Annotated in this window: 22 protein-coding genes and 1 tRNA gene; 14 read left to right on the top strand and 9 right to left on the bottom strand. The window is 54.7% G+C overall.

Features of this window, described 5'->3' with window-relative positions:
• Nucleotides 1-6: 6 nt before the first annotated feature.
• Nucleotides 7-513: a G/U mismatch-specific DNA glycosylase gene (mug, locus tag PGR29_RS13645; RefSeq protein ID WP_047065600.1), complete on the bottom strand. Its 507-nt coding sequence runs from the start codon at nucleotides 511-513 to the stop codon at nucleotides 7-9.
• Between the two features lie 125 nt (nucleotides 514-638).
• On the opposite strand from mug, the gene PGR29_RS13640 reads away from it, so the two are divergent.
• Nucleotides 639-714 (top strand) — tRNA-Ile (locus tag PGR29_RS13640).
• A 117-nt stretch (nucleotides 715-831) separates the two neighbouring features.
• On the opposite strand, the gene PGR29_RS13635 is transcribed toward PGR29_RS13640, so the two are convergent.
• From PGR29_RS13635 to PGR29_RS13620, 4 genes are all read right to left on the bottom strand, one after another.
• The gene (locus tag PGR29_RS13635; protein ID WP_015369626.1) at nucleotides 832-1,131 is read right to left on the bottom strand and encodes a DUF1889 family protein; all 300 of its coding nucleotides are present in this window, start codon (nucleotides 1,129-1,131) and stop codon (nucleotides 832-834) included.
• A 361-nt stretch (nucleotides 1,132-1,492) separates the two neighbouring features.
• Nucleotides 1,493-2,782 (bottom strand): anaerobic C4-dicarboxylate transporter family protein, encoded by a 1,290-nt coding sequence (locus PGR29_RS13630; RefSeq protein WP_316424704.1) that lies wholly within the window; start codon nucleotides 2,780-2,782, stop codon nucleotides 1,493-1,495.
• Between the two features lie 185 nt (nucleotides 2,783-2,967).
• On the bottom strand, nucleotides 2,968-3,897 hold the full coding sequence (locus tag PGR29_RS13625) for a dihydrodipicolinate synthase family protein (protein WP_032709182.1): 930 nt from the start codon (nucleotides 3,895-3,897) through the stop codon (nucleotides 2,968-2,970).
• Between the two features lie 253 nt (nucleotides 3,898-4,150).
• Entirely contained in the window at nucleotides 4,151-5,179 is a 1,029-nt protein-coding gene (locus tag PGR29_RS13620) for a LacI family DNA-binding transcriptional regulator (protein ID WP_316424913.1), read from the bottom strand.
• 437 nt (nucleotides 5,180-5,616) lie between these two features.
• On the opposite strand from PGR29_RS13620, the gene PGR29_RS13615 reads away from it, so the two are divergent.
• The 5 genes from PGR29_RS13615 to PGR29_RS13595 all read left to right on the top strand — a co-directional run bounded on the left by PGR29_RS13615 (nucleotide 5,617) and on the right by PGR29_RS13595 (nucleotide 13,829).
• Entirely contained in the window at nucleotides 5,617-7,014 is a 1,398-nt protein-coding gene (locus PGR29_RS13615; RefSeq protein ID WP_113373085.1) for an MFS transporter, read from the top strand.
• A gap of 122 nt (nucleotides 7,015-7,136) precedes the next feature.
• Nucleotides 7,137-8,477 (top strand): carbohydrate porin, encoded by a 1,341-nt coding sequence (locus tag PGR29_RS13610; RefSeq protein ID WP_316424703.1) that lies wholly within the window; start codon nucleotides 7,137-7,139, stop codon nucleotides 8,475-8,477.
• 369 nt (nucleotides 8,478-8,846) lie between these two features.
• Nucleotides 8,847-9,929 (top strand): glycoside hydrolase family 88/105 protein, encoded by a 1,083-nt coding sequence (locus tag PGR29_RS13605; RefSeq protein WP_316424702.1) that lies wholly within the window; start codon nucleotides 8,847-8,849, stop codon nucleotides 9,927-9,929.
• Nucleotides 9,930-9,962: 33 nt separating this feature from the next.
• Nucleotides 9,963-12,446: a hypothetical protein gene (locus PGR29_RS13600; RefSeq protein ID WP_316424701.1), complete on the top strand. Its 2,484-nt coding sequence runs from the start codon at nucleotides 9,963-9,965 to the stop codon at nucleotides 12,444-12,446.
• A 36-nt stretch (nucleotides 12,447-12,482) separates the two neighbouring features.
• On the top strand, nucleotides 12,483-13,829 hold the full coding sequence (locus PGR29_RS13595; RefSeq protein WP_316424700.1) for an MFS transporter: 1,347 nt from the start codon (nucleotides 12,483-12,485) through the stop codon (nucleotides 13,827-13,829).
• A 26-nt stretch (nucleotides 13,830-13,855) separates the two neighbouring features.
• On the opposite strand, the gene PGR29_RS13590 is transcribed toward PGR29_RS13595, so the two are convergent.
• The 4 genes from PGR29_RS13590 to PGR29_RS13575 form a co-directional block, all read right to left on the bottom strand.
• Nucleotides 13,856-14,896 carry a LacI family DNA-binding transcriptional regulator gene (locus PGR29_RS13590; protein WP_316424699.1) on the bottom strand — a complete coding sequence of 347 codons (1,041 nt, stop codon included), beginning with the start codon at nucleotides 14,894-14,896 and terminating at the stop codon, nucleotides 13,856-13,858.
• Between the two features lie 387 nt (nucleotides 14,897-15,283).
• Nucleotides 15,284-15,580 carry a hypothetical protein gene (locus PGR29_RS13585; protein ID WP_087859854.1) on the bottom strand — a complete coding sequence of 99 codons (297 nt, stop codon included), beginning with the start codon at nucleotides 15,578-15,580 and terminating at the stop codon, nucleotides 15,284-15,286.
• Between the two features lie 229 nt (nucleotides 15,581-15,809).
• On the bottom strand, nucleotides 15,810-16,178 hold the full coding sequence (locus tag PGR29_RS13580; RefSeq protein WP_316424698.1) for a hypothetical protein: 369 nt from the start codon (nucleotides 16,176-16,178) through the stop codon (nucleotides 15,810-15,812).
• Between the two features lie 333 nt (nucleotides 16,179-16,511).
• Nucleotides 16,512-17,204: a helix-turn-helix domain-containing protein gene (locus PGR29_RS13575; RefSeq protein ID WP_113373092.1), complete on the bottom strand. Its 693-nt coding sequence runs from the start codon at nucleotides 17,202-17,204 to the stop codon at nucleotides 16,512-16,514.
• A 318-nt stretch (nucleotides 17,205-17,522) separates the two neighbouring features.
• Between PGR29_RS13575 and PGR29_RS13570 the strand changes: the two genes are divergently transcribed.
• The 8 genes from PGR29_RS13570 to PGR29_RS13535 all read left to right on the top strand — a co-directional run bounded on the left by PGR29_RS13570 (nucleotide 17,523) and on the right by PGR29_RS13535 (nucleotide 26,298).
• Nucleotides 17,523-19,097: an arylsulfatase gene (locus PGR29_RS13570; RefSeq protein ID WP_113373093.1), complete on the top strand. Its 1,575-nt coding sequence runs from the start codon at nucleotides 17,523-17,525 to the stop codon at nucleotides 19,095-19,097.
• 82 nt (nucleotides 19,098-19,179) lie between these two features.
• On the top strand, nucleotides 19,180-20,475 hold the full coding sequence (locus tag PGR29_RS13565; protein ID WP_316424697.1) for an anaerobic sulfatase maturase: 1,296 nt from the start codon (nucleotides 19,180-19,182) through the stop codon (nucleotides 20,473-20,475).
• Nucleotides 20,472-21,470 (top strand): AAA family ATPase, encoded by a 999-nt coding sequence (locus PGR29_RS13560; RefSeq protein WP_316424696.1) that lies wholly within the window; start codon nucleotides 20,472-20,474, stop codon nucleotides 21,468-21,470. The genes PGR29_RS13565 and PGR29_RS13560 overlap by 4 nt, the downstream gene beginning before the upstream one ends.
• The gene (locus PGR29_RS13555) at nucleotides 21,470-22,372 is read left to right on the top strand and encodes a DUF58 domain-containing protein (protein ID WP_316424695.1); all 903 of its coding nucleotides are present in this window, start codon (nucleotides 21,470-21,472) and stop codon (nucleotides 22,370-22,372) included. The genes PGR29_RS13560 and PGR29_RS13555 overlap by 1 nt, the downstream gene beginning before the upstream one ends.
• Nucleotides 22,373-22,813, top strand: a complete 441-nt coding sequence (locus PGR29_RS13550; protein ID WP_316424694.1) for a DUF4381 family protein — start codon at nucleotides 22,373-22,375, stop codon at nucleotides 22,811-22,813. It begins immediately after the preceding gene.
• On the top strand, nucleotides 22,806-23,783 hold the full coding sequence (locus tag PGR29_RS13545) for a VWA domain-containing protein (RefSeq protein WP_316424693.1): 978 nt from the start codon (nucleotides 22,806-22,808) through the stop codon (nucleotides 23,781-23,783). The genes PGR29_RS13550 and PGR29_RS13545 overlap by 8 nt, the downstream gene beginning before the upstream one ends.
• Nucleotides 23,780-25,303, top strand: a complete 1,524-nt coding sequence (locus PGR29_RS13540; protein WP_213793631.1) for a VWA domain-containing protein — start codon at nucleotides 23,780-23,782, stop codon at nucleotides 25,301-25,303. Before PGR29_RS13545 ends, PGR29_RS13540 begins: the two co-directional genes overlap by 4 nt.
• Nucleotides 25,300-26,298 (top strand): oxygen tolerance domain protein, encoded by a 999-nt coding sequence (locus PGR29_RS13535; protein WP_316424692.1) that lies wholly within the window; start codon nucleotides 25,300-25,302, stop codon nucleotides 26,296-26,298. The genes PGR29_RS13540 and PGR29_RS13535 overlap by 4 nt, the downstream gene beginning before the upstream one ends.
• Nucleotides 26,299-26,386: the final 88 nt, after the last annotated feature.

Raw genomic sequence — 26,386 nt, 5'->3', positions numbered from 1 at the left:
GCGCCATCACCGCCCTCGTCCCGCCAGCGCCTCATCCAGTTCGCGATAGGCTTCAACCAGCTTGTCCAGCGTCGCCCGGTTTAAACCGCTGGGATTGGGCAGCACCCAGATTTCAGTTTCACCGATGGTCGCTTCCTGACGTCCCCACTTCGCGCCACGCACTCTGAATGCCTGCTCAAAGGCCTGCTTGCCGAGCACCGCCAGCGCCTGCGGCTGATAGTCCTGAATTTTGCTTATTAGCTCCTGCGCGCCATTACGCAGCTCCAGCAGGGCGACTTCGCTGGCCTGTACCGTCGGCCGCTCAACCAGCATGGTGATACCGCAGCCGGTATCCAGCAGATGCTGCTCCTCTTCCGGCTTCAGCTGCCGCTCGGTAAACCCCGCCTGGTGAATGACCTTCCAGAATCGATTGCCGGGATGGGCAAAATGAAACCCCGTATGCGCGGAGGACTTCCCCGGATTGATGCCGCAAAAGACCACCCGTAGCCCCGGCGCCAGGATATCGCTAATCATAATTTCTCCGGCTGAATGACTAAAAAGCTGATTATAAAGGATTGAAAATGCATTGTTTATAAAAACAGCAGCCGAGCGCTTTACGCTGGATTGCAGCGTGCAGTTACATTATAATCCCTCGCCACGGCCCCTTAGCTCAGTGGTTAGAGCAGGCGACTCATAATCGCTTGGTCGTTGGTTCAAACCCAACAGGGGCCACCAAATATCAAGGGCTTACGATTACTCGTAAGCCCTTAGTCTTTTCCAGGATACGGCAAGCAAGTACTGCGGAGTATAAACGCGCCTGTAAAGCCCATGATCAAATTGAGCAGAACTGCCTTATACCAGAGCCCGCAGTTCCTCGCGCATGTATGAAGAAAAGTACTCAGGATTCTTAATAACTATACGCTCGCCGGACTCAATTCGTTCCGCCCATCCAGCTAACGTTTTAGTAAATTCGGGATCCCAGCCCTCTTGAGTGCCCCGGGCATACACATCAGCCGCGCTGGCCGGAGCTCCTAACTCATTAAGATACTTGAAAATGCCTTTAGCCGTACTTTCATCCATGGTGTGCGGTGCTGAAGATGACGTGTTCATGCCATTAATAAAATCCAGTGCTTTATCAATTACTGCTGACATATTCTTATCCTTAAAATATCCACGTTCGGTACAAGGCTTTAATATGGACTATATTTTGCTTAAGTATCAAAAGGTTTATCCATTTAATTGTTCAAATGTGAGCTATGTACAAATGGCTATATTTTTCTGCCGGGCAATCAGCACGGTGGTTAACATTATGCAAAGCGTGATTCTGGATATACATTGCTGGCGATGCCCTTCTGAGGCGACTACGTAAGCCAGCGCCATAAACCCGACAAAGCCAGCCATTTTCATGTCCCCAAAAGGTGATGATGGGGTGACAATTAAAAAAGGAGTTAAATCATCTAACTCCTTTTTGCTCAGTCGTCCGCCTGTATCACTTTGCCACTGCTCATATCATTCACTGAATCAAAAAAGCCAACCCGGCTGCGAAAAGAATAGAAAGCAGCACCGATGCCAGGCCAGGCAGCAGAAAAGGATGATCGATAATATGCCGCCCCAGTTTAGTCGAGCCGGTAACATCCAGTTCCACCGCCGCCAGTAACGTCGGATAGTTTGGTAAAATAAAAAGCGAAGCGGTAGCCGGGAAGCAGGCCACCAGAATACCGGGGGCAACGCCCATACTCAGCGCGGCGGGAAATAAAATTTTTGTTGAAGCCGCCTGAGAATACAGGAAACATGACGCCGCCATAATAATAATGGCCAGCATAATGGGTGACTCCAGGAAGTGTGACGAGAGCGTACTTTGCAACCACTGCTGATTGCTATCCATAAAGGTTGACCCCAGCCAGGCGACGCCGAGTATACAGATACAGGAGGTCATCCCGGTTTTAAATACCGAGCCGGACGGGACCTTTTGTACGTTAACCCGGCAACTCACCAGAATCAGCAACGCAACGCCCAACATCACCCCTACCCGCGCCTGCCCGCTGCTCATGACCGGATCGGTAATCAGCCCTAATTTGGGGCTGGTGACAATCGCATAGCACAGCACCACCACCAGCCCGACGATAAAGATTAGCACCGAACGAGCGGCATAAGTCGGGATCTCCCGCTCAGTCCGTGCCTTCACCTGCACCGGATTGTCATAGAGCCTATCCTGCCGGCGAATTCTGTCCCAGCACAGGTAAAACACGGAGGTGACCAGTAACGCAAGAAAGGTGGAAGGGATGGATACCGCAATAAGCTCAATATAGCCCCAGCCAGAATGGCTCTTTTCCAGAATCCCCGAAAAGAAAATCACCGCTGCGGAAATGGGCGATGCCACAATGCCAAGTAAAGAGGCGCTGACGGAGAGAGCGAGCGCCCGGGTAGGTTTTATATTGTTCTCTTTCGCCACGCCGACAATCACCGGCATACAGGCAAAAGAGACCTGTCCGGTGCTGGCCATCATGGTTAATAGCCAGGTGGAAAGCGGCGCGGTGATGACTAACAATCGCGGATAGCGGCGCAGCAGGCGCTCGGTGAGGTCAACCAGATATTCGATACCGCCGGCCTCCTGCATGGCCGCAATCGCCACAATCACCACCATGATAAACACGATAACCAGCATCGGCATATCCCCCGGCGTGGCGCCGAGCGCGCTGAGGACAATCACGCCAGCGCCGCCGGCAAAACCTACGCCGATACCGCCAACCCGCATGCCGATATAAAGAAACAGCAGCACGACCAGAAACTGAACTAATACCATAATTTGCCTCCACGGCTCCCTGTCCGGCATTAACCCTTTACATAATGAAATGACCTGCTAGTTCTGGTAGCCGGGAGTGCCGATCAGGATGACATCTCCCGGAGAGCTCGCGCTGAACGCGCCGATATCCGCAATACAGCAAGACATCTTTCTGCATTGCGGATTAACAACAGACTCAGCATAAATTAACGAACGAGGCCCAGCTCAGCAGCGCGCATGGCATCGTGGATCTCTTTTTCAGCCCCTTTTTCGAGCGGCAAAAGCGGAGAGCGGACGGTGGCATGCTCAAGGATCCCACGCGCGACTAACGCATGTTTCAGCGCCACGGTACCTTCCATATGAGAACCGCGGTGGTATACGCTTTTGGTCACCGGCAGCAGTCGATCGTGCAGCTCACGCGCTTTCACATAATCACCCGCTTTACCCGCCTTAATCATTTCAATTAACGGTTCAGGCGCGATATTACCGTAGCCAACCAGGAAGCCATCGACATCAAACGCGGTGTGCAGCAGATATTCATCGTGGCAGCTTAAAATTTGCAGATCCGGACGCTCGCGGCGAATAACAGGAATTTCAGTATCCCAGCGGCGCATATTACGCACGCCATTCTTCATGGCGAATACGCCAGGCTGTGCGGAAATATCCAATAACGTTTGCAGATTGTAGGTGGCTTTAGTGACATCCGGATACTGGAAAAGAATCAGCGGCAGGCCGCTTTCTTCATAAACCACGCGGTAACGATCCTGAGGCGCGCCATCCTGATAGCCAAAACGCAACCAGCCGTGAGAAGGATACAGCAAACCAGCGGATGCGCCGGCGGCAACAGCACGCTTGGCCTCCAGCGCAGCGACTTCCGTCCCTTCTCCGGTGATACCGGCAATAATTGGAAGCTTGCCATCTACCGACTTCACAAATGCGCGGATCACATTCGCCTGCTCTTCCTGAGTTAGAAAAGTCCCTTCCCCTGCGTGTCCCAGAACCACCAGACCTTTTACGCCGTCGATGCTGCCCAGCCAGCTACCGAGGCGCTGGATGGCATCATAATCTACCCGCCCCTCGCGAGTGAAGGGTGTAACCGGAGCCGGAGTCAAACCTCTGAGATCGATGTTAATCATAAGTATCCCCTTGATGAGTAAGCGTATATTTGCAGGTTAGCAATCGTTTGAAACGGACATGAAATCGTTTCTGCAATCGTTTTCACGTGGTTGACATTGAACCGCAAAAATAAAACCGTCAACGCCGGATTGGTTAAAAATGCAACGAAGATCACAAACTAAACAGCATTCCGCATCCGGGATGAGATCCGTTATACAAAATTCAATCCTCCCCGCTTTCACCAGGAAAGCCAGGAGGATCACCGACGGATTATTAACGTGGGGACGAGGTAGACTTACGAGGAATAAGGGAAGGCGTGGTAATCCGCATATTATTATTTACTTCTGGATTCAATAACATATCTACCGCATTACTGGCGATATGCTCCAGTGGCGTTCTAACCGAAGTCAGGGCTACGGGCAGCCTGCTCACCAGAGGAATATCATTGTATCCCACCAGAGACAGATCCTCGCCAATCACCAGTCCTAGCTGATGGGCGGCCGCGAGCACGCCAATCGCCAACTCGTCATTGACGGCAAACAGCGCGCTCGGGCGATGAGGCTGGCTGAGAATTTTCATTCCCTGCTGCTCTCCAGAGGCGATATTAAAATCAGAATGGCAGCACCATTCCGCTTCGATCTTGAGCCCGGCCTCCTGCATTGCCCGCTCAAAGCCCTTACGCCGGTTAAGCGCATTGGAGGCAAAATCGGGACCGCCGATCAGGCCAATATCACGGTGGCCTAAATCTATCAGGTGTCGGGTTGCCAGATAACCGCCAAGCTCATCGTCCCCGACCGATGAAGGACTAAACCCATCGGTGCGCAGCGCCAGAACATGGGGCACATCTCGTTCACGTAGGGCTTGCGGCAAAGGATCGTCCAGCCGGCAGGTTGACATAATCAACCCATCCACACGACGATCCAGCAGCGATTCAACGGCGTTCTTCTCCTGCTCCTTGCTATCTCCGCAGGTCGCCACGATCGCGAAATACCCTCTCCTCGCCGCAGCCCTGGCTATCTCTTCGAAAAGCATCGCCGTGACGGCATCGGTCAGCCTCGGAACCAGTACGCCAAGCGTTCCGGTATCGCCACGGCGCAGGCTGGAAGCAACATAGTCCCGACGGTAGCCAAGCTCTCGGGCCACCTGGCGAATTTTATCTGCCGAGGCGCTGCGCGAGGAGGGTAATCTTTCATCGAGTACGCGCGAAACGGTCGAGACGCTCACGCCCGCAGCGCGAGCAACGTCCCGCATTGTCACCAGCTTTTTTTCCGGAAAATCGTTCAGTTCACTTTCTTGATCCATCTGCTGCTCCAACTCATCAATGCGGGTAAAAATCCGTGTTGCCCGTGCAAGGGATACCATCGTGCAAACCGTGGGGTGAAAGGATCTTACGTCAAACCTCGCCCGGACAAAAGGAATGGTACTTAACTTTGCCGGGTTCATTCGACGGGCCGTTAATTCACATTTCTTATTCGTTTTAACCTGTATTCGTCACTTCGCTTTTTTGCTCGTGAGTTTATTCAGATTGTGAACTGCTCGACATTTATACAACGAGCGTAATTGACTTAGCGCCAAATCCAGCAAAGGATTAGCTGAGCGTGAAATCGATTGCAGTAACGTTACCACAAACTAATCAAGACAGCATTATATGCAGCACGTCTATGAATAAGGGTTCGTTGCCCTGTGGTTATTCAGAACCTTACGTGTATGCCCCAGACAACGTTTAACAGGGTAATACTATGTCAACTCAGGCCATTGCTTCAGATTACGCCGTTGCCAGCGGAACGACGTCAACACCAGACGTGCTGCTGGCAAGGCTGGAACGCCTCCCTATCACCCGACGGCTAAAGGCTATCCGCGTTATCGTCGGCTTATCGACCTTTTTCGATGCCTATACCATTATCGCTATCGCTTTTGCGCTCCCGCAGCTTACCCAGGAGTGGGGTTTAACGCCGACGTTTGTCGGTCTTATTATTGCGGCCAGTTATGTGGGCCAACTATGCGGTGCGCTATTTTTTGGTTCGCTGGCGGAAAAAATAGGACGCATTGGCGTATTACGTATCACCATCATTCTGTTTGTACTGATGGATGCGGCCTGTCTTTTTGCGTGGAACGGTTGGTCCATTCTTATTATTCGCTTTTTACAGGGAGTGGGAATCGGCGCGGAGGTTCCCGTTGCCAGCGCCTATATCAATGAATTTGTCGGGGCAAAAAAGCGAGGGCGTTTCTTTTTGTTGTATGAGGTGATTTTCCCCATCGGCATGATGTTTGCCGGGTTAGTGGGGTATTTTCTGGTGCCCATCTATGGATGGAAAGTCATGTTTTTAATTGGCTTAGTTCCTTCCGCATTGACCGTCCCTCTGCGCTGGTTAATGCCGGAATCACCCCGCTGGCTGGCCGCAAAAGGTAGACTAAAGGAAGCGGATAATATCGTATCTACGCTGGAATCAGAGGTCATCAGGCGCGGCATGACGTTACCCGAGCCTGAAATAAAAACCCCTAAGGTGCAAAAATCGGCTCCGGAAGGCGTAAAAGCCCTGTTTGGCGGGATCTATAAATCCCGAACCTTTATGCTGTGGGGACTGTGGCTGACGGTTTATAGCGTCAACAACGGCATGATCACCTGGTTTCCAACCCTTTATAAAACCTGGTTTAACCTCTCTCTCGATACCAGTCTGGCCTACGGCTGGATCACCTCTTCCTGCGGCGTCGTGGCTTCAGTGATTTGCGCCCTGTTGATCGACCGCGTCGGGCGTAAGCGCTGGTACACATGGGCTTTTTTACTGGCGATTGTTCCGCTGATTACGCTTTCTATTCTGGGCGCAAAGTCTGCCGTTGAAATTCTGATTCTGGGAAGCCTGACCTACGCCATTCTGCAAACAATTGCTTTCTCGCTTTATCTATACGCGGCAGAGCTATATCCCACCCGACTACGCGCCATTGGCACTGCCTATTCCAGCGCATGGCTGCGCGCAGGGTCATCCATTGGCCCACTGATGGTGGGTTTTATCGTCGGAGGCTTCGGGATCCGTTTTGTGTTTATCACTTTCGCGGTTATTGCGCTGATTGGCGGCTTAATTACCTGGTTTTTTGCCATTGAAACCAAAGGAAAATCGTTAGAAGAGCTATCGCCATAAATGCTCCGTGGCTCCGGGAGATGCGGGGCCGCCTCTGGCAAGAAAACGACGCACCAGGCTGATTCAACTGCGTCTTATCGAAAAAATTCATAGACCTGGATCATCAACAGGCGGTGAAAAATATGAACAAACTGATTCAAAGCGGCACGATGCTGCTGGCTTTACTACACCCTTTCCTGGCGTTGGCCAACGATACGTTTTTTTCTCCCACAGCAAAAAACATGACCGGAGAGTGGGGCGGCGTGCGCACGGATCTGCGCCATCGTGGTTATGACTTTACGCTGGAATATAGTTCGATGACCGCTACGAATATTTCCGGCGGCTACGATCGCGATAAAACCCTGCGCTACAGCGATCAGTATATTCTCGGCATCGATATGGATCTGGAGAAGATTTTCGGCATTCACGACGGAGAATTTAAAGCGTCGCTAAACGATCGTAACGGGAGAGATTTGACTCAGGATCGTCTCCAGGACCCGCGCGCTCCGGTAATCGGCTCGGGTGTTCAGAGTAACTACGGTCGGGGACAAACATGGCACGCGGCACAGTTCTGGTTTAAAAAAACCTGGCAGGATAAAAAGTGGGATCTCAAGGTCGGTCTCATGCCGCCAGGAGAGGACTTTGATAATAGCGGCTGTTTTTTTCAAAACCTGTCGTTGTGCGGTTCGTTAGCCGGGCACGGTAGCGGCGTCTGGTATAACACTCCCATAGGCCAGTGGGGTGGCCGCATTAAATACGCTCTTAGTTCGGCGCTTTATATCCAGGCTGGCGGATTTCAATATAACCCTAACTACGCTACCCGCCACGGCAGTTTCGAGCTCGATGGCACCGGGCATTTGGGGTACATGTATATTGTTGAACTGGGGCATAGGCCCACTCCAGGCGCCACATTCCTGCCGGACACCTGGAAAATCGGCGGCTGGTACAACACAGCGGACGCCAATGATGTACTGGATGACGACAATGGCGATCCCTATGTCCTCACGCGGCAGGCTGCCCGGCGACACGGCGGCCGTTACGGAGGTTATCTCTATGTCAGCCAGCAGCTGACCCACGCGGGCAGCCAGCGACAAAATGGCCTCAACATTTTCGGGCATCTGGCCATAAATGATAAAAATACGGCGACAATGGACTATCAGATCCAGGCCGGTATCATTTATAAGGGCCCTTTCGCCAGTCGCCCGCAGGACTTTATCAGCTTCGGCGTAAGTAAAATGCATGCCAACGCCAAAGTCGCTCGTCGAGCGCAGCTCCAGAACCAGATGCGGGGGATCGATGATTATGATGATCCCTTGTATGTCCCGGTCCGCAGAAGCGAGTATGCCGCAGAGCTGCATTATAGCTTTCACGTTACGCCATGGCTGACCTTGCGGCCTAATCTCCAGCTACTCGCCCATCCGGGAGGAATAGAGGAGATTAAAGATGCATGGGTTATCGGAAACCAGGTGACCATCAAACTTTAATAAAACAGACCGCGACGTGTGGACCAGAAAGGAAATATACATAACAAAATCATATAATTAAGCCACTCCACTTAGTGGCTTTTTTTCTGGATTAAGTAATGATGGTTCGATGGTTTCCAGCCATTTTGCTGTTCACGCAAAAAATTTTAGCGCTTCCCAAATCAAAAATGAAACACCGTTCCAACAACCTCTTGTTTTATCAACAATTCCTGCCTGTTTTTCGCAAAAAACGACGTCCTCGCAGGGCAATAAAATATCGGCAAGGCTCACAAAATATAAACGCAAAATTTTTTCGTATTGCGCATATGAAATGCGTAGTGATTTAATTCTTATAGCCAAATCATCCTTACAGATAGAATGAGAATAAAAATGGAAAAGCGTCCACTGAATAAAAATATTGATTTACTGCTGCGCGGATTTACTGAATTAAAGGATAACGGGCGGTTTAATGAACCCAATCTTGACGGTAGCGCCGGCGATTATATTTCATTTTCCAGTTGGGAATGGCCGCAGGGCGTAGGGCTATTTGGTCTGGTACGTTTATGGGAAAACACGAAGTCTGATGAGCTATATCAAATTATCGACCAGTGGTTTCAGGGAAATATCGAAAAAGGTCTACCAAGCCTCAACGTCAATACCACCGCGCCGATGCTTCCCCTCTCGCTTTTCTGGTCCCATCATCGGCAACCGCACTACCAGCAGGTGCTGGATAACTGGGCAAACCGCGTGATGACGGAACTACCGCGTACGCCGGAACAAGGCTTCCAGCATGTGGTCTCCGACGGCATTAACGACATGGAGATCTGGGACGACACGCTGTTTATGGTGGTACTGTTCCTCGCGCACTACGGTACGGTTTCCGGGCGTCAGGAACTGGTAGATGAAGCCGTTCGGCAGTTTCTGCTGCATGCGCGCTATCTCAACGATCCGCAGACCGGCCTGTGGTACCACGGCTGGAGCTTTGTCGAGAACAGCAACTTTGCCAAAGCCCGCTGGGCGCGCGGTAATGCGTGGATCACCGTCGGTATACTCGAATTACTGGAACTAGCCGACGTAGGCGCGGGCGTTCGGGAGTACCTGATAGAGTGCCTGAAAAAGCAGGTTAATACGTTAATCGATCTGCAGGCCGCTAATGGCGCCTGGCACACCCTGCTCGACCATCCTGACTCTTACATCGAAATTTCCGCGACTGCTGGTTTTGGCTATGGCTTATTAAAAGGCGCCCGTCTTGGCATTGGCGATGAACGATGGCTACAGGCGGGTATGAAAGCGCTGGCGATTGTTCAGGATAATATTGATGGAGCAGGAACGGTGCACAATGTTTCTTATGGCACGCGAATGGGACACACCCTGCAATTTTATAAAGACATTCCATTACAACCTACCGGTTATGGACAGGCCTTAGCAATATTATTCCTGAGCGAAGGTTTGCGCCTGACTGATAATAAATAAAATAGATTCCTTCTCTATTTGGAGAAAGTAATAATGACTATCGAATATAGTAATTTTAATTTAACGGCGGGTAACGCCGTGCGCTATTGGCAGCTATCCGATATTACCAGTTTACGCTATGACACGGTGGACACGCCGATGGCTGGCGAAATGGACCCGTTTTTCTTTTTAAGCAAACATAAAAACTTCATTCCACATACCTACCCGTGCCGCGACGATTTTCGCCAGCACTTTGCTGAAAAAAAACCGCAGCCTTTCGCCAGCGCAAACTACTCACGCTGGTGGTTCCCTTTTGCTTCCGACAGGGTCGATCTCTCCGGCTTTTGGTTCCGTCCAACTCGGGTCGGCGCCTGGGCCAGAACGCTTCTCGATTGCCCACAGGCGGGCGAGTATCGTTTTCGCCTCTCCACCTGTGGCGGCGCGCTGCTAAAGCTGAACGGCGAAGAAGTGCTCTGGATGGCGGATTATCAGCGCAACCTGGAAAACCAGCGTGAATTCAGCCTGTCGTTACAGGCGGGGAAAAATGAGCTGGAGCTGTGGTTTGAAGACTTAGCCGAACGCGATATTCGCTTCTTTTTCCAACTCGACTACCTCGCCGGCGAGCCGCTGCGTATTGCGCTGGCAACGCCGCTAACCGATGCGCAGGTCAAAGAGATGGAACAGCTCCTGGACGGCGTTTCCTTTGAGCATCCGGTATATAACCGCGGCACCATTCGCCTGGTATTTCCTCAGCCCGCGTCGACGGACTACAGCCTGCGCGTCAACGTGCTGGGGGATTTTATCTCGCTGGATGAACCGGTCACGCTCGATAGCCGACTGTCCGCCGGCGAGTCGCTGGTCGCCATTGCTGAAAGTGAAGCTATTCCGGCGGACTTCCGCAATTTCAACATCACGCTGCAGCGTGAAGGGTTCAAGATAAGCCGCACGCTGGGCGTCGAAATCTGCCACGCCGACCGCCAGACGGCGATCCCGGCAACGCTGGAAGCACGGATTGTGGAAGCGCTGGAGGTGGTCGCTCATGAAGGTGAATACAGCAGCGTCAAAGCGCTGGCGCGTCTGGCCTGCGGCCTGAACGATGAGCAAACCCAGCAGATGCTGGATGGCGTTCTGCCGTCGGTGCTCGACTGCCACGATTGTGCCGACTTTACGCTTGTGCCGCTGTTGTGGTGCCGGACGGTATGGGGCGACAAGATCGACCCGGAGGTTCGCGGGCGCATCGATGACGCGATTCTGCGTTTCCGCTACTGGATGGACGAACCCGGCAACGATGTACAGTGGTACTTCTCTGAGAACCACGCCCTGTTGTTCCACACTGCGGCGCTGCTGGCGGGCAATCTCTTCCCGGACGCGACTTTCACTCGTTCCGGGCGCAGCGGGCGCGAGCAGGCGGCGGCGGGTAAAGCGCGGGTCATCAGTTGGCTGGACCATTTCGAGCAGTGTGAAATGGCCGAATGGAACTCAGCGCCCTACTTCCCCATTGATTTAAAAGGTCTCACCGCACTGGCGGCACTGTCCGGCGACGCGCAAATAAGCCAGCGCGCCATCGCGGCAATCACACGCTTGCTGGCGCAGATTGCCCGCTCCGCCCACCAGGGTTTTCTGACCGCCTCGCAGGGACGTTCTTACGAACACACCCTACGCGCCGGACGCTCTCTGGAACTGGCGGCGATTTCGCGTCTGCTGTGGGGCAAAGGTAACTATGGTTGTCGTTTCCATGCGCTGCCGCAATTAGCCCTGCTGCTGCGTGATGGCCTGCTCACCCTTCCGGCGGAACTAGCAGAAGTTGCCGCCTGGCAAAAAGAGAGCGCCATCGAGTGGTGTTTTGCCCAAGGCGCCAACCGGATCGCCAAACTCTATCACTACAAAAACCGCCATGCGGCGATGGGGTCCATCGCCGGCTATCGCTGGGGAGAATGGGGCTATCAGGAGACGCCGTTCCATTTACGTCTGGGCAACCAACCTGAAGCGCAGATCTGGATCAACCATCCAGGCGAGACCCTGCACGGCGGATTCGGTCGTCCCTCTTACTGGGGCGGGTGCGGCACGCTGCCGCGCGTGCAGCAATATCGCGGACTGGCGGTGCTGACTTTCAATCTGCACGCCGATCAGCCTGGCTTTACTCATGCCTGGCTGCCGCAAAGCCAGTTTGATGAGGTCGTCATTAGCGGCCAGCGCGCGGCGGTACGCAGCGGTAACGGTATGGCGCTACTGGTGGGCAATCAGCCATTTGAAACGGTGAATACGGGGCCAACCCGCGGTTGCGAAATACGCCTTAACGGGCAACAAACCCGCTGGCTGGTTCGCATCAACGATCGGGTCGATAGCTCCCTGGAATCCTTCAGCGCATGTTTCAGCGGCCTGACCCTCATCCAGCACGACGACGGCAGTATTGAAGTAAACGATCCGCTGTACGGTACGGTGCGCTTCCTGACCGATGGACGAGTGAGCGCCGAAAACCGCACGTTGGATCCACAGCAATGGAGCGTCGTGGGCAGCAGCCGTGAACTTCCTCTGTAACCAACGCCCGGCAGAGACCGGGCAAGGAAAATAATAATGGATACGCAAATCGACAAACAGGCTGTGCCCTCCGGGCAGGCCGCTGATGATGTTAATCCGAATACGCTGCACCATCCCGCTCGCGAAATGGCTAAACCAAAAAGCAACTATCGCTGGGTCATCTGTTCCATGCTGGTGTTTGCCACGACGGTTAACTATATGGATCGCCAGATCCTCGGCTTGCTGGCGCCGATGCTGCAAAAAGATATCGGCTGGACGCAAATGGAATATAGCTGGCTGGTTAATGCATTTACCGTCGCGTATGGCGTCGGCACGCTGGTATGCGGGCGAATTATCGACAAACTGGGGACCAAAATCAGCTATGCGGCGGCGATGGTCGTCTGGAGCGTCGCGGCGATGGCGCATGCCGTCGTCGGGTCGGTAGCGGGATTCGCGCTGGTTCGCGTCCTGCTTGGGCTAGGTGAATCCGCTAACTTCCCGGCGGCGATGAAGGTGATTGCCGAGTGGCATCCTAAAAAGGAACGCACGCTGGCGACCGGCATTCTTGGCGTCGCGGTCAATATCGGCGTGGTTATCTCACCTGCGCTGATCCCCCTTATCGCAGTGCATTATGGCTGGCACGGCGCGTTCTTAATTCTCGGCGCCATTGGCTTACTGTGGCTGATTCCCTGGTTCATTGCCTTTGGTCCGGTGAAAGCGAAGGCCAGCGCCGAAGAGCAGGCCTGGATTGCTCAGGATAAAGAAGAAGCCGTCAGCGTTTCGGCCATCAAATGGACACATCTGCTGGGCTATCGCCAACTGTGGGCCGTGGCATTAGGCAAAATGTTGACCGACCCAATCTGGTGGTTCTTTCTCTTCTGGCTACCGAAGTGGCTCAACGAATCCCGCGGTATCAACATGGAAGGCCTGGGTCTACCGCTGATCGTTATTTATCTCTTCGCCATCGTCGGCAGCCTCGGCGCAGGCTGGTTACCCGGCAAATTGATGAGTAAAGGCTTTAGCACCGCCAGCGCACGTAAAATCACGATGCTGATCTGCGCCTGCCTGGTCCTGCCGATTTTCGCCGCCACCCAGGTCGAAAATCTGTGGGCCGCCGTCGCGCTGGTCGGGTTAGCTGCGGCGGCGCACCAGGGGTGGTCTGCCAATATTCTGACCTCGGTATCCGATCTGTTCCCGAGCGCAGCCGTCGGTTCGGTCGTGGGGATTGGCAGTACCTTCGGGATGATCGGCAGCGTGATCTTCTCTACGGTGATTGGCGCCGTGCTTGAAGCCTCTGGTAACTATTGGGCGCTGTTCGCCATCAGCTCGGTGGCTTATCTGCTGGCATGGGCGATTATGTATCTCCTGTTAGTGCCGAAGATGGAGCGGGCTAAATTCGACTAACCCGCTCTCTTTAGCGGTGGCCCGTATCAGGCGATACGGGCCACCGATTGACGTTCGACGATGGCGCACGCCAGCTCAACCCGCCTTGGAATTTCGACACTACCCGCAATCATATCCTGCAGCAGCTCCAGCGCCAGCGTGCCGATTTCGTGCACCGGAAGGTGAACGGTAGTTAACGGCGGTGTAGCAAACTCCGCCTGCGGCAGGTTATTCATACCCACCACCGAGATATCTTCCGGCACGCGCAGTCCTAAGGCCCGCACGCCGTTGATCGCGCCGATCGCCAGCGAATCATTGGCGCACAGTATCGCCGTACACTCGCGCGGATTATCACGGAAACGCGCGATCACCGCCTGCTCCGCCAGCTCCGGTAGCCAGTCGGTTACCGTCAGGATCCGCGAATCGTCGCACAACAGCTGGCGAGCGCGCATCGCTTCCCGCCAGCCATCCTCACGCTGTTCAATGGTTCGCCTGCCAGGGTGGGTTAAAAAAAGAATGTCGCGGTGGCCGCGCTCGAGCAAATATTCACAGGCCATGCGCGTGGCCGAACGGTTGCAGGGCAGCACGCTGGACAAGCGCATTAACGGATCGTCGGTATTCACCAATACCGCCGGTTTTTTCAGGTTCGCCACCGTATTCAGAAAACCGCTGTCGTCCACCGTCAGCGCCAGCACGCCACCTACGTCCGCTTCTTCCAGCAGCGCCTGCAGAGCGCCGTTGTCATTATCGCTGAGCTGATGAGTAATGAGATCAACGCCCAGCACCTTCGCTCGCTCTTTTAACCCTTGCAGAACGTACCAGCTAAACTGATAGCGGTTGTAATCCAGCATCGCCACTTGTGAAATAGCCAGCACAATCCGCGCGCCGCCCAGCTCCTGAGCCGGCGTATATCGCATGGCCCGCGCCACTTCCTGAATACGCGTGCGCAGTTCGTGGCTGACCCCTTTTTCGCCCGATAGCGCCCGCGACACGGTACTGAGCGAGGTACGACAACGGGTAGCGATATCCTCCAGCCGCACGCGGCGATAGCCAGCATCGCGATCTGCCTGATTATCTGATTTACTCATCTCTCATCCTTTATGACACCGCGCGCTACTCGGCGTAAAAATGAAAATCGCCGCGACTGGCGAATAATATGCAGTACTCAGTGTAGCCATTGACGCTGCCCAAACGACTTAGCGCACCACGGCACGATAAGCCATTTTTTACCCGGCATCGATTCAGAATCGCGAATTTGTGATCGTCAGCCGCACTATCCTGCCATTGCTACCGCTCACTCGCTAATCCTGTAACAGCATGAAGATTTTGATATCGATGATTATATTTTTATTCAATTAGGGTGTGGATTATTCTGTTGTTTAAAAATTTGCCATCATATTTATAAATATAATATTTATATTATCAGCCCTAAAGATTATCGAAACACCCGATACTCTATATTCAGCCTCCTTCACTTATAGCGCTTCCCACATATAAAACCAGTGGGTGGCATCCCGACAAACGGTGCGGAACATCGCAGCGGAGACCAGCTGATAGCGGCGGTCCTGAGATTTCGCTGGTGTATAAGCGCACACGTAGCGCCCGCTATTGGCGTCGGGCAGCCCCTCTTTAACCGACATCCAGGGGAGAATCAGTTGCTCCGGCGGAACGCCCGCCGAGATGGTATCGATCACTTCATGCGCCAGCGCCCGGGCGTCGCGGCTATAGGGGCCAACTACAACCTGTTCACAGTGTCTGAGTAAATGTTCCATTAATTATCGCTTCCTTTTATTGAGTCTCTATTTTCCCTTAATTATTGCAAAGATATCATTGGAAATAACTATTATTTAATAGGGTTTAATGGTGCTTATTTACTTAAAAATAAATTTTTAATACGAAACTATAATGACTCGCATTTATATCTTATTGATATAAAAAAGCCATTATCCGCTATCTCCGTATCAACATAGCTGAATAATGGCTAATTTCCACAATAACGTCTTATGCGCAATTGGCCGTGAACTCTACCGGCAAGTCGCCATAAAACCAGCCATCGTCCTGTTGGGTGAGATCGACGCGGATAGTCTTCTTCTCGCCAAACAGAAACTGCTTCACCAGTACCTTACGGGTAAAAACGCCGCCGATGTTAATACGCACGCCGTTGTGCTCAACCTTCTTAACCCGAATGGTTCTGCTGGAATAATCTATTTGAATATCAACATGTTCTCCGTGACGAGCAATAAAAGCCGCGATCCTGACATGCCCCCCATTTTTGGAGAAAGAGATAAACGGCTGACTCTTTCTACCGCGCCTTCCCTTTTCTATATTAATGAAGTTGTTTACGTCAGAGCGCGCTGCACCATTGAACACAAAGAAGCCTCCCTTCTCAGCAAAATCGTATCCCTTAAAACGAAAAAACAATGGTTTATTTCACTAGTGGGATGAATTTATGACAGAATAATTGACTGCATTTTAGAGATTTACACAGACAAAATCAAACCCGCCAAATGCCATTGCAGGGCAACTATCGCTCCATTCTCATCGCGGTAAAAGAAACACGACGGGCAAGATCCCGCACGGTAACTGGCTTCGGCGAGACCTTTTCCCCGCCCAGCGTCCAAGCGTAATGAAGAGTAAAGTAATCCCTGGATCTGTTAGACGGTCTCTGCGACCCTGAAATGAAGTTCGTGCAACAACAGAAGGTTAAAATTTATCCGGCAGCTCGTGCACAATATCGACCAGTTCGCCGTTTTCCATTTTGATATATCCTCCCTCCTTTAGCTCGGCAAGGATTTTAAAAAGGTAGCTGCGCGACATTTTGGTTCTTTTCAGAATAAAGCTAGCCAGGCTTCTATCATGCAATACTCCTTCATCCTGCTGTTTTTTGTAACGGTAGATCATCGATTTAATCGTATCGTAGCGTGAAGGTAAATTCTTTTCGTGATGTGCATCAATAATCAACGATAGCTGAAATGCCATGATTTCCATCAGATAAGCAAACCGTTCGCGTTGAATAAAATAGTGTTCAAACGCTTCTTTATCGCAGGTCACTATTTTGACATTTTTCTTTGCGGTATATTTTAGCGATAGCGCCGGACCATAATTTTCAATAATCCCCAAGATCATACCGCGTATCCCTTTGCCAATCTGCAGCATATCTCGCGTTTTACTCAGGACACCGCGTTTACTCGCGGAGCCAAAGCCCACGTTGTATTCCACTTCTATCGCAATAATGCCTTCCACTACAATGACGACTTCGCCAGGCTCAATTCTGAAAACGCCATTGTCTTTGATGATTCGCGGCTGGTTTGCCGAGATCAGAGGTTGAATCAACTCAAGGTCGCTGGCGACAACATGGTTATATTGATCAATAACGTCGGCATAAGTCGTTTTCATGTTGCCTCATTAATTAGCATTTATTTAATGCATGCAAAAATAGTCTGATAAAGTTAACCCTGTCAATTAAAGATAGCATTTTTAGTTCATCCCGCCATTTATTTCAGTCCGTTTAGAGACTCCTCTCTCGTATCAATCTGGATGCCTGAATAAAATACCAACACCGACGAGAACCCTAACCCGGTTTCGCCCACTGAAGCGTCTAATTTATTTTTAATAATAAACACCCTTGTAATTTAAAAATAAATTAGACGCTTCGTTAACAATCTATTTTTCCAGACCATTTAGAAAGCCGGAAAAATAAAAGGATAGCGAGCTATGTTTAAAAATATTCCCTTTAAGAGAACAATGTTGGCCAGTATGCTGACATTAGCGTCGGGCGCGGTGACCGTTGCTCACGCAGCCGACGCAACAGCGCAGAAGCAGGATGCTAAAAAGCCTAACATCGTAGTTATCTTTGGCGATGATATCGGCTACCTGAACCTGAGCACCTACAATCAGGGTCTGATGGGCTACCAGACGCCAAACATTGACAGCATCGCCGCGCAGGGCGCGAAGTTTACCTCCTACTACGCCGAGCAGAGTTCCACCGCCGGTCGTTCCGCGTTTATTACCGGCCAGATGCCGTTCCGCACCGGGATGAGTAAAGTCGGTATGCCGGGAGCGCCACAGGGTCTGCAGAAAGAAGATCCGACCATCGCCAACGTCCTCAAGCAGCTGGGCTACGCCACCGGCCAGTTCGGTAAAAACCACCTTGGCGATCGCGATGAATTCCTGCCGACCGCGCACGGTTTCGATGAATTCCTCGGTAACCTGTATCACCTGAATGCCGAAGAAGAGCCGGAAAACCCGGATTACCCGAAAGATCCCAACTTCCGCAAACAGTTTGGCCCGCGCGGCGTGATTAAGAGCACCGCTGACGGCAAGATCGAAGATACCGGACCGCTGACCGTGAAGCGTATGGGCACCGTAGATGAAGAGACTCTGGCCGCCAACAACGACTTTATGGCGCGCCAGGTGAAAGCCGGTAAGCCATTCTTTACCTGGTTCAACACCACCCGCATGCACAACAAAACCCACCTCAAAGACGACAGCGTTGGCGTCACCGGGTTGGGAACCTATGCCGACGGCATGGTTGAGCACGATAAAATCGTCGGCCAGGTACTACAGAAGATTAAAGACCTCGGTATCGAAGATAACACTATCGTTATCTACACCACCGACAACGGTCCGATGACCGCCACCTGGCCGGACGCAGGCGAAACTCCGTTCCGCGGTGAGAAAAACACCGGCTGGGAAGGCGGCTTCCGCGTACCGGCGATGATCAAGTGGCCAGGCCACATCAAACCGGGCACCGTGGTGAACGATATGTTCGCCAGCTATGACTGGTTCCCGACGCTGGTTGCCGCCGCCGGCGACAGCAACATCAAACAGGAAATGCTGAAAGGGTATAAAACGCCGTCCATCACCTACAAGGTTCACCTTGATGGCTATAACCAGCTCGACTTCCTGCAGGGCAAAGGAAAAGACCAGCGTAACGAATTCTTCTACTGGAGCGATGACGGCGATCTGCTGGCGATGCGTCAGGGCCGCTGGAAGATCCACTTTATGATCCAGGAACATACCGGTCTCGATCTGTGGCGCTATCCGTTCACCAAACTGCGTACTCCGCTGATCTTCGATCTGAAAGTCGATCCGCTGGAGAAAGGTTCCGACGGCATGGGCTACGACACCTGGTTCTACGATCGTCTGTTCCTGCTGGGCGGCGCGCAGAAGTCGGCAAAAGATATGCTGGCGACGTTTAAAGAATTCCCGCCGCGTCAGAAGCCGGGCTCCTTCACCGTCTCCGATGTCAGCGCAATGCTCGATAAGAGCGCAAGCACCGGTAAGTAACGGTAGTCCATCTCCCAGGGCGGTTCGCCGCCCTGTTTTTCTCCTCGCTTTACCCTCGACCTGACTAACCCGGGAGTTATTTATGAAATACAGCACCACCGTGCCTGTTAACGCATTACCTTCGGCAGAAAAGTACGCGGGTAACGGCCCCGCCTACCAACGTCGCTTTCATGTGATGGCGAAACCCACCGGCTCCGCCTGTAATCTCGATTGTAGCTACTGCTTTTACCTGCACAAAGAACACTTACTCCAGCAGGAAAAACGCCGCTACATGAGCGATGAAACGCTGGAAAACTTTATCCGCCAGTACATCGACGGACAGGATGGCGAACAGGTGGTCTTCTCCTGGCAGGGCGGCGAACCGACCCTGATGGGACTGGAGTTTTTCCACAAAGTGGTGAAATTCCAGCAGCAATATAAAAAGCCCGGCCAGCGGATCGAAAACGATCTGCAAACCAACGGTATCCTGATTAACGATGCCTGGGCTGAATTCCTCAAAGCGAATCAATTCCTTGTCGGCCTGTCGATTGACGGCCCGCGAGAGTTGCACGACCGCTATCGCATCACCCGCAGCGGCAAACCGACATTTGATAAAGTGATGGCCGGCGTCGACGCCCTGAAACGCCACAGCGTTCCATTCAATGCGCTGGTGACCATCAACCGTACCAACGCCCGTTTCCCATTAGAGGTTTACCGCTTTGTTACCCGCGAACTGGGGGCGACCTACGTGCAGTTTAACCCCTGCGTCGAACCGGTGGACTTTACCCAGACCGCGCCTCATTTCTGGCGTGATGACAGCATCCCCACCGTCGGTAGCCGCCGCGCGCGCCCCGGCGATTTAGACGCTATCGTCACCGACTGGTCGGTCGACCCGGACGAATGGGGACGCTTTTTGATAGCAACCTTCGAAGAGTGGGTGAACAACGACCTTGGGCGCGTCCAGGTCAATCTATTCGAAACCGCCGTCGCCCAGATGATGGGTCTTCCGGCGCAAATTTGCACCACCGCGGAGTTTTGCGGCAAAGGGCTCGCGGTCGAGAAAAACGGCGACGTTTTCTCCTGCGACCACTACGTCTATCTGGAGTATCAAATCGGCAATATCGCCGATAACAGCCTGGCGCGAATGGCTTTCTCCGAACGTCAGCAGGCTTTCGGTATGGGTAAATGCGACACGCTGCCCCAGCAGTGCAAGCAGTGCCCTTACCTGAAGCTTTGCCACGGCGAATGCCCGAAAAACCGCCTGGTGCTCACCACCGACGGCGAAGCCGGCTTGAACTATCTCTGCCCGGGCATTAAGGCCTTTTTCAACTATGCCGAGCCGATTCTGGCGGGCATTGTCACTCTGGTGAAACGCGATTTTAAAGGAGTTAGCCGATGAATCTTCGCGATAAAATGCTACGGCTGGAGCAGCGCATGAATGCGCAGGTGCTCGGCCAGGAAAACGTCGTGCGAATGCTGCTCATCGCCCTGCTCTGCGATGGGCATATCCTGCTCGAAGGGCTGCCGGGGCTGGCGAAAACCCGCGCCGTCCGCGAGCTGGCGCGGCATATCGTCGGCGAGTTTCGCCGTATCCAGTTCACTCCGGATCTGCTGCCCTCGGATATTACGGGCAGCGAGATTTATCAGCAAAATGCCAGCCGCGAAGAGGAGCAGTTTCGTTTTCGCCCGGGACCGGTATTCGGCAACGTGATTCTGGCGGACGAAATCAACCGCGCCTCGGCCCGCGTGCAGTCGGCGCTGCTGGAGGCGATGGAAGAGCGCCACGTCACCGTGGCGGGCAAAAGCTGGCCGCTGCCGGGCGTGTTTATGGTGCTGGCGACGCAGAACCCCGTCGACCAGGAAGGAACCTGGCCGCTACCGGAAGCCCAGCTCGACCGCTTTCTGATGAAGGTACAGGTCGACTATCCATCGAAAGAGCATGAGCAGCAGGTGATGCAGCTGGTTCGCGCCGAGCAGCAGACAAAATATGGCGTAGCGGCAAAAACCGCCCCCGCGCCAGAAGCGGAATCACTGCGGTTCAGCCAACAAGAGATCGCCTTCTGCTGGCAGGAGATAAGCGCCATCCACGTCGCGCCGATTATCGAAACCTGGATAGTCGAACTGGTCAACGCCAGCCGCCAGCCGCAGCACATCAGCGAACAATTAGCCAGTTATCTGGCTTACGGCCTGAGCCCGCGCGGCACCTTAGCGCTGGAGCGCTGCGCCCGCGCGCAGGCCTGGCTCGCGGGACGTGACGCGGTTCGCCCGGAAGACGTGCGCTTTATCGCGCCGGCGGTGATGCGCCACCGCTTGATGCTAAGCTATAAGGCCAGCGCCGATGGTTGCAGCGCCGACGATGTGATTACCATGCTGCTCAACGCCGTGGTGATCTGATGAGCGACCTCTGCGTGAATCGCCAGATGCTGCTCGACCTCGCGCCGCAGGCGCGGTTGATGGTTAACCCACCGGGACAGATCCCGCCGGGGGCGTTGTCCGGCGAACGCGCCTCCCGCCAGCAGGGGCGTGGGCTCAACTTCGACAGCCTGCGTCGCTATCAACCCGGCGACGACATACGCATGATCGACTGGCAGACGACCGCCCGTCTACGTACGCCGTGGGTGCGCCAGTACAATGAAGAGCGCGAACGCCCGGTCTTTTTGCTGGTCGACCAGCGATTAGATATGCATTTCGCCACCCGCGGGCAAACTAAAGCCAGCGCCGCGGCCAAAACCGCCGCGCTGCTGGCCTGGCGTAGCCATCACGATGGCGATCGCCTCGGCAGCCTGGTATTTAACGATACCACGTTGGCGCTACACCCGTGCCGCGCCCCGCGTAGCTCTCTACCCGCGCTGCTGGACGATCTGACGCATTACAACCAGTTGCTGGCGCAGCAATATCCTCTCGAGCCGGAGCGTACGCAGACGCTTTCGCAGGCGCTACAGCGCGCGGTCAGCACGATTCCGCGCGGCGCCTGGGTCGCTATCCTCAGCGATTTTCACGATCTCGACGCCCCAGCTCAGGCCATGCTGGCGCATCTGCGCCGTCGCTGCGAGGTCAGCGCATTTGTGCTGTTCGACGACTTACATCTTCGCCTGCCGCGCTCCGGCACGCTGGCCGCCTGCTACGGCGGGCGCAGCGCCAGCGTCACCCTCACCTCCGCGCTCAGCGCCGATATTCGTCAACACATCATCGGTCGGCTGGCGCGTCAGCAGCAGCAACTCAACCAGTTGGGTATTCGGGTTAATCATCTGACGGTAACTCAGGACCTGCTGCGCCAGTTACAAAAAGGGCTTTAAATGTTTGAGAAAGGCTATGCGGTGCCGGAGCTACTAACGCCCGCGCTGCCCCCCGCCCCCAGCTGGTTTCCGCTACCAATCGGCTGGCTGATTCTGCTCGCGATTGCCGTAGGCCTGGCGGGGCTGTTCCTGCTTATCCGCTACGCCCGCTGGCGGCGCAACCGCTGGCGACGAGAAGCGCTGCTGGCGCTCAATCATCCGCATACCGTCGATAGCTGGATGCAGCTGATTAAACGCGTGCAGATGGTCCACCAGCCGCGCCAGATGGTTAGCCAAACGCTGGCACCGGAAGCCGTGCTGGCGTCGTTGACGCTGGATGCTGACCTGCGCGACCAGCTCATCGCCCGCTACTGCCGGGCCGACAACGCCCTGAACGACCAGCAGACGGCGCGGCTTCGCGCTCAGTTGGCGCAGTGGCTAAAGGAGCTTCCACATGTCTGAATGGCTCGCCCACATTGATTTCGCCTGGCCCTGGGCCGCGCTACTGCTGGCGCTGCCGCTGCTCACTCGCTTTCTCCCGCTACCGGCAAAAACCACCGACGAGCGCGTGCGGGTACCGTTTTTACCCTCGCTCATTGACGCGCTACAGCTCGATACCCGGCCAAAACGCGGAAATGGGGCCAGCGCCGTGCTGTTCTGGCTTATCTGGTCGCTGCTGGTTTGCGCGCTGGCGCGGCCGGAATACCTGACGCCGCCACAATATATTACCAGGCCGATGCGCGACATCGTGCTGATCCTCGATGTCTCCGGGTCAATGGCGAAAAATGACGTCCAGGGCGGTAATACGCGTCTGCAGGCGGTACAGCAATCGGTACGCAAGTTTATCACCGCCCGCCAATCCGACCGCATCGGCATGGTCATCTTCGCCAGCAAAGCATGGCCCTTCGCCCCGATAAGCGAAGATAAACAGGCGCTGCAAACGCGCATCAATCAGCTAGCGCCGGGCATGATTGGCCAGCAAACCGCTATCGGCGATGCGCTGGGCGTGGCGGTTAAGGTGCTGGAAAATGGCCCCGATAAGCAGGCCGATAAGCTGGCGATTTTACTCACCGATGGCAATGATACCGCTTCGCAGCTATTGCCTGAACTGGCGGCAAAGCTTGCCGCCGATCACCATGTCCGGGTTCATACCATCGCCTTTGGCGACCTCAGCGATACCAGCAAAGACAAAGTCGATTTGCCGCTACTGCAGCGCATCGCGAAAACCACCGGCGGCCAGAGCTGGACCGCCGCGCATTCCGGCAGCGCGCTGGATAGCGTCTGGCAACAAATCGACGCCCTCACTCCGGCGCAGGTCAAAAGCCTCGGCTGGTCCTGGCATCAGGCGCTCTATCCGTGGCCGCTCGCCGTCGCGCTGCTATTGCTACTGCTGGCCGCCTGCGGCCGTGTCCTCAGGGAGAAAATGGCATGAGCGATTTTCACTTTCTCTATCCGTGGCGCTTAACCGCGCTGCTGCTGTGTCTGCTGGTGGCCTGGCTTCCTGGCTACGGCGCCTCCGCCTGGTCCACGCTAATGGATAAACCCTTTCGCGCGTTGATTATTCAACGCCGTCGCAGGCTAACCCGGCTGCTGCCGTGGCTACTCACACTCGGCGTCGTGGCATTGGCGGGCCCGAGCTGGCAGCGTGAACTACCGGCGGCGCTCACCCCGCAAAGCAACGTGATGGTAATACTGCAGCAGGATCTGGCGATGTATGCCCAGGATCTTCCCCCCTCGCGTCATCAGCGCATGCAGCATAAAATCGCGGCGCTGATGCAACGGCAGCCCGGTTCACATTATGGTCTGGTGGTTTACAGTAGCCAGGCCTTTCTCACCACGCCACTGACGCAGGATCCGCAGTTTTATCAGCTGTTTCTCAACGCCCAGTCGCCCTCTTTGCTGCCGGAAGGTAGCGGTTCCGCCCTGCCGCAGGCCGTCGCACTGGCGTTAAAAAATCTGCCTACAGCCAAAGACAGCCCGCGTAGCCTAATCCTCGTTGCCGATACCCTGTCGCCTGCCGATATCACCTGGCTGAAAGGGCAACATCTACCGCTGCAAATTTGGGTCCCCGGCACCGCCCCGGGCGGCACGCTGCCGGATAAGTACGCTAGCCTCGGCATCGATACCCGACTAAACGTCGATCGTTTCCGTCAGCTGCGCGACGCCGGGATCCCGGTGACGCTGGCTGGCGATGATGGCGACGATCTGCCGATCATCGCCAGCCACATTCAACAATCGGTGACTCAGCAAAATAATGCCCGCCAGGATCTGCACTGGAAAAACAGCGGCTACCTGCTGATCGCGCCGATGCTGTTCCTGCTGCTGTTCTGGCGACGCCAGTTACTGATGGTAGCGCTTCTATTTCCCGCGCTGCTGTGGTCGCCGCACAGCGATGCCGCCTGGCTCGATGCCTGGGTTCGCCCGGATATCCTGGGACAGCACGCCTTTAACCGCGGCGACTACGCCGCTGCCGCCGGGCACTATCGCGATCCGTTATGGCAAGGTATCGCCTGGTATCGGGCAGGCGACTATCCTGCCGCCGCCAGCGCGTTTCGCGCCGCGCCGCCAAGCGCGGAAACCTTGCTGTGGCTGGGTAACAGCTATGCTCAGCAAAAGCAGTGGCAACAGGCGCTCGACAGCTACGATCGCGCCCTTTACCTACACCCTGACTGGCCCATGGCGCTGCAAAATCGCGACAAAATCTCGCAGATCGTCATGCGCATTCGTCAGCAGGAGCGAGAGCGCCAACAGGCGCAGGGCGATGCGATGGACGATGGCCCGGATAAGCTGGTCCACGATCTGCAGAAAAACCAGGGCATCGATCAGCAGCAAATCGGCGCCATCGCCGGGGAGAGTCCGCAGGTTAATCAATGGTTTGATGCACTGGAGGTTTCGCCAACGGGGCTACTGAAAAGCCTGTATCGCAACGGCTCAGGAGATACCACGCCATGAACAAAGCGCTACTTTTTCTGCTGGTTGCCGCGCTTCCCGCGCATGCGGCGATGGACATCACCCGTGAACTGGAAGCGCCGACGCAGATCGTCCCCGGCCAGCCGGTTCGGGTGGCGATCACCTGGTGGACCGATAGCTGGTTTAACCCGCCGCCGCAGTGGCCCGAGTTTGCCGTCAAAAACGGCGAACTCCTGAATACTGCGTTGCCTTCACAGCTGGTGACGCGCAAAAAGAACGGGAGCGTCTGGAGCGGCATTCGCCTTGAACGTCAGGTCAGCGCCTGGCAGCAGGGCGTGCTACGCCTGCCGGCGATCGACATTACCGCGACCTCCGCCAATCAGGCGCCGGTCACGGTGCATCTTCCGGCGCTGGAACGCCCGGTACACTGGCCTGCCAATACCACTCAGGCGGACCATTTTTTACCGGCCAGCCAGCTGACGCTCAGCCAGCAAATTCAACAGTACCACGCGGGGAAAGACGCCACGCTGCGGGTCGGCGATGCCGTTGACCGTATCGTGACCGTCGAGGCGCAGGATGCGCTACCGGGGCAAATTCCACCGCTGCTGTACGCCATTAGCGGTAGCGAGAGCCAGCGTCTGGCGCCGGTCAGTGAACCATTAAAAAGCGAGCGCGGCGATGTTATCGGCGCCCACCGGGTGGAGCGGCTGCGCTATTTGCCCAGCCATAGCGGCACGCTGACGCTACCGCCGATTAGCTTGCGCTGGTGGGATACCATTAATCATCAATGGCGAACGGCGAAGCTGACGGGAGAAACGTTGAACGTCGCCGCGGCGCGACAAGGCGGCGCGGAGCAAGCGCTGCGCGGTACCACGGGAATGGTCTCCTGGCAGAGCCTGATGTGGATAATGATTGCTGCCGCGGCGGCCGGTGGGGGATGGTTTGGCCGCCGCTGGTGTTATCGAATGCTTCTCGGCATTAGCCGACGCTGGCGGCGTTTCTGGCAGCCGCAGCCGTTGCCGCCGCTGGCCCCTTAGGCAAAGCACTTCCCGGCGGTTGACCGGATACTATTCGTAGGCCGGATAAGGCGCAGCCGCCATCCGGCAAAAATACGGTTCCGAACTC

This window comes from Klebsiella sp. 141203, from assembly GCF_032601985.1.
GTDB lineage: Bacteria > Pseudomonadota > Gammaproteobacteria > Enterobacterales > Enterobacteriaceae > Klebsiella > Klebsiella aerogenes.
This window is presented reverse-complemented; position numbering and strand designations above follow the sequence as displayed.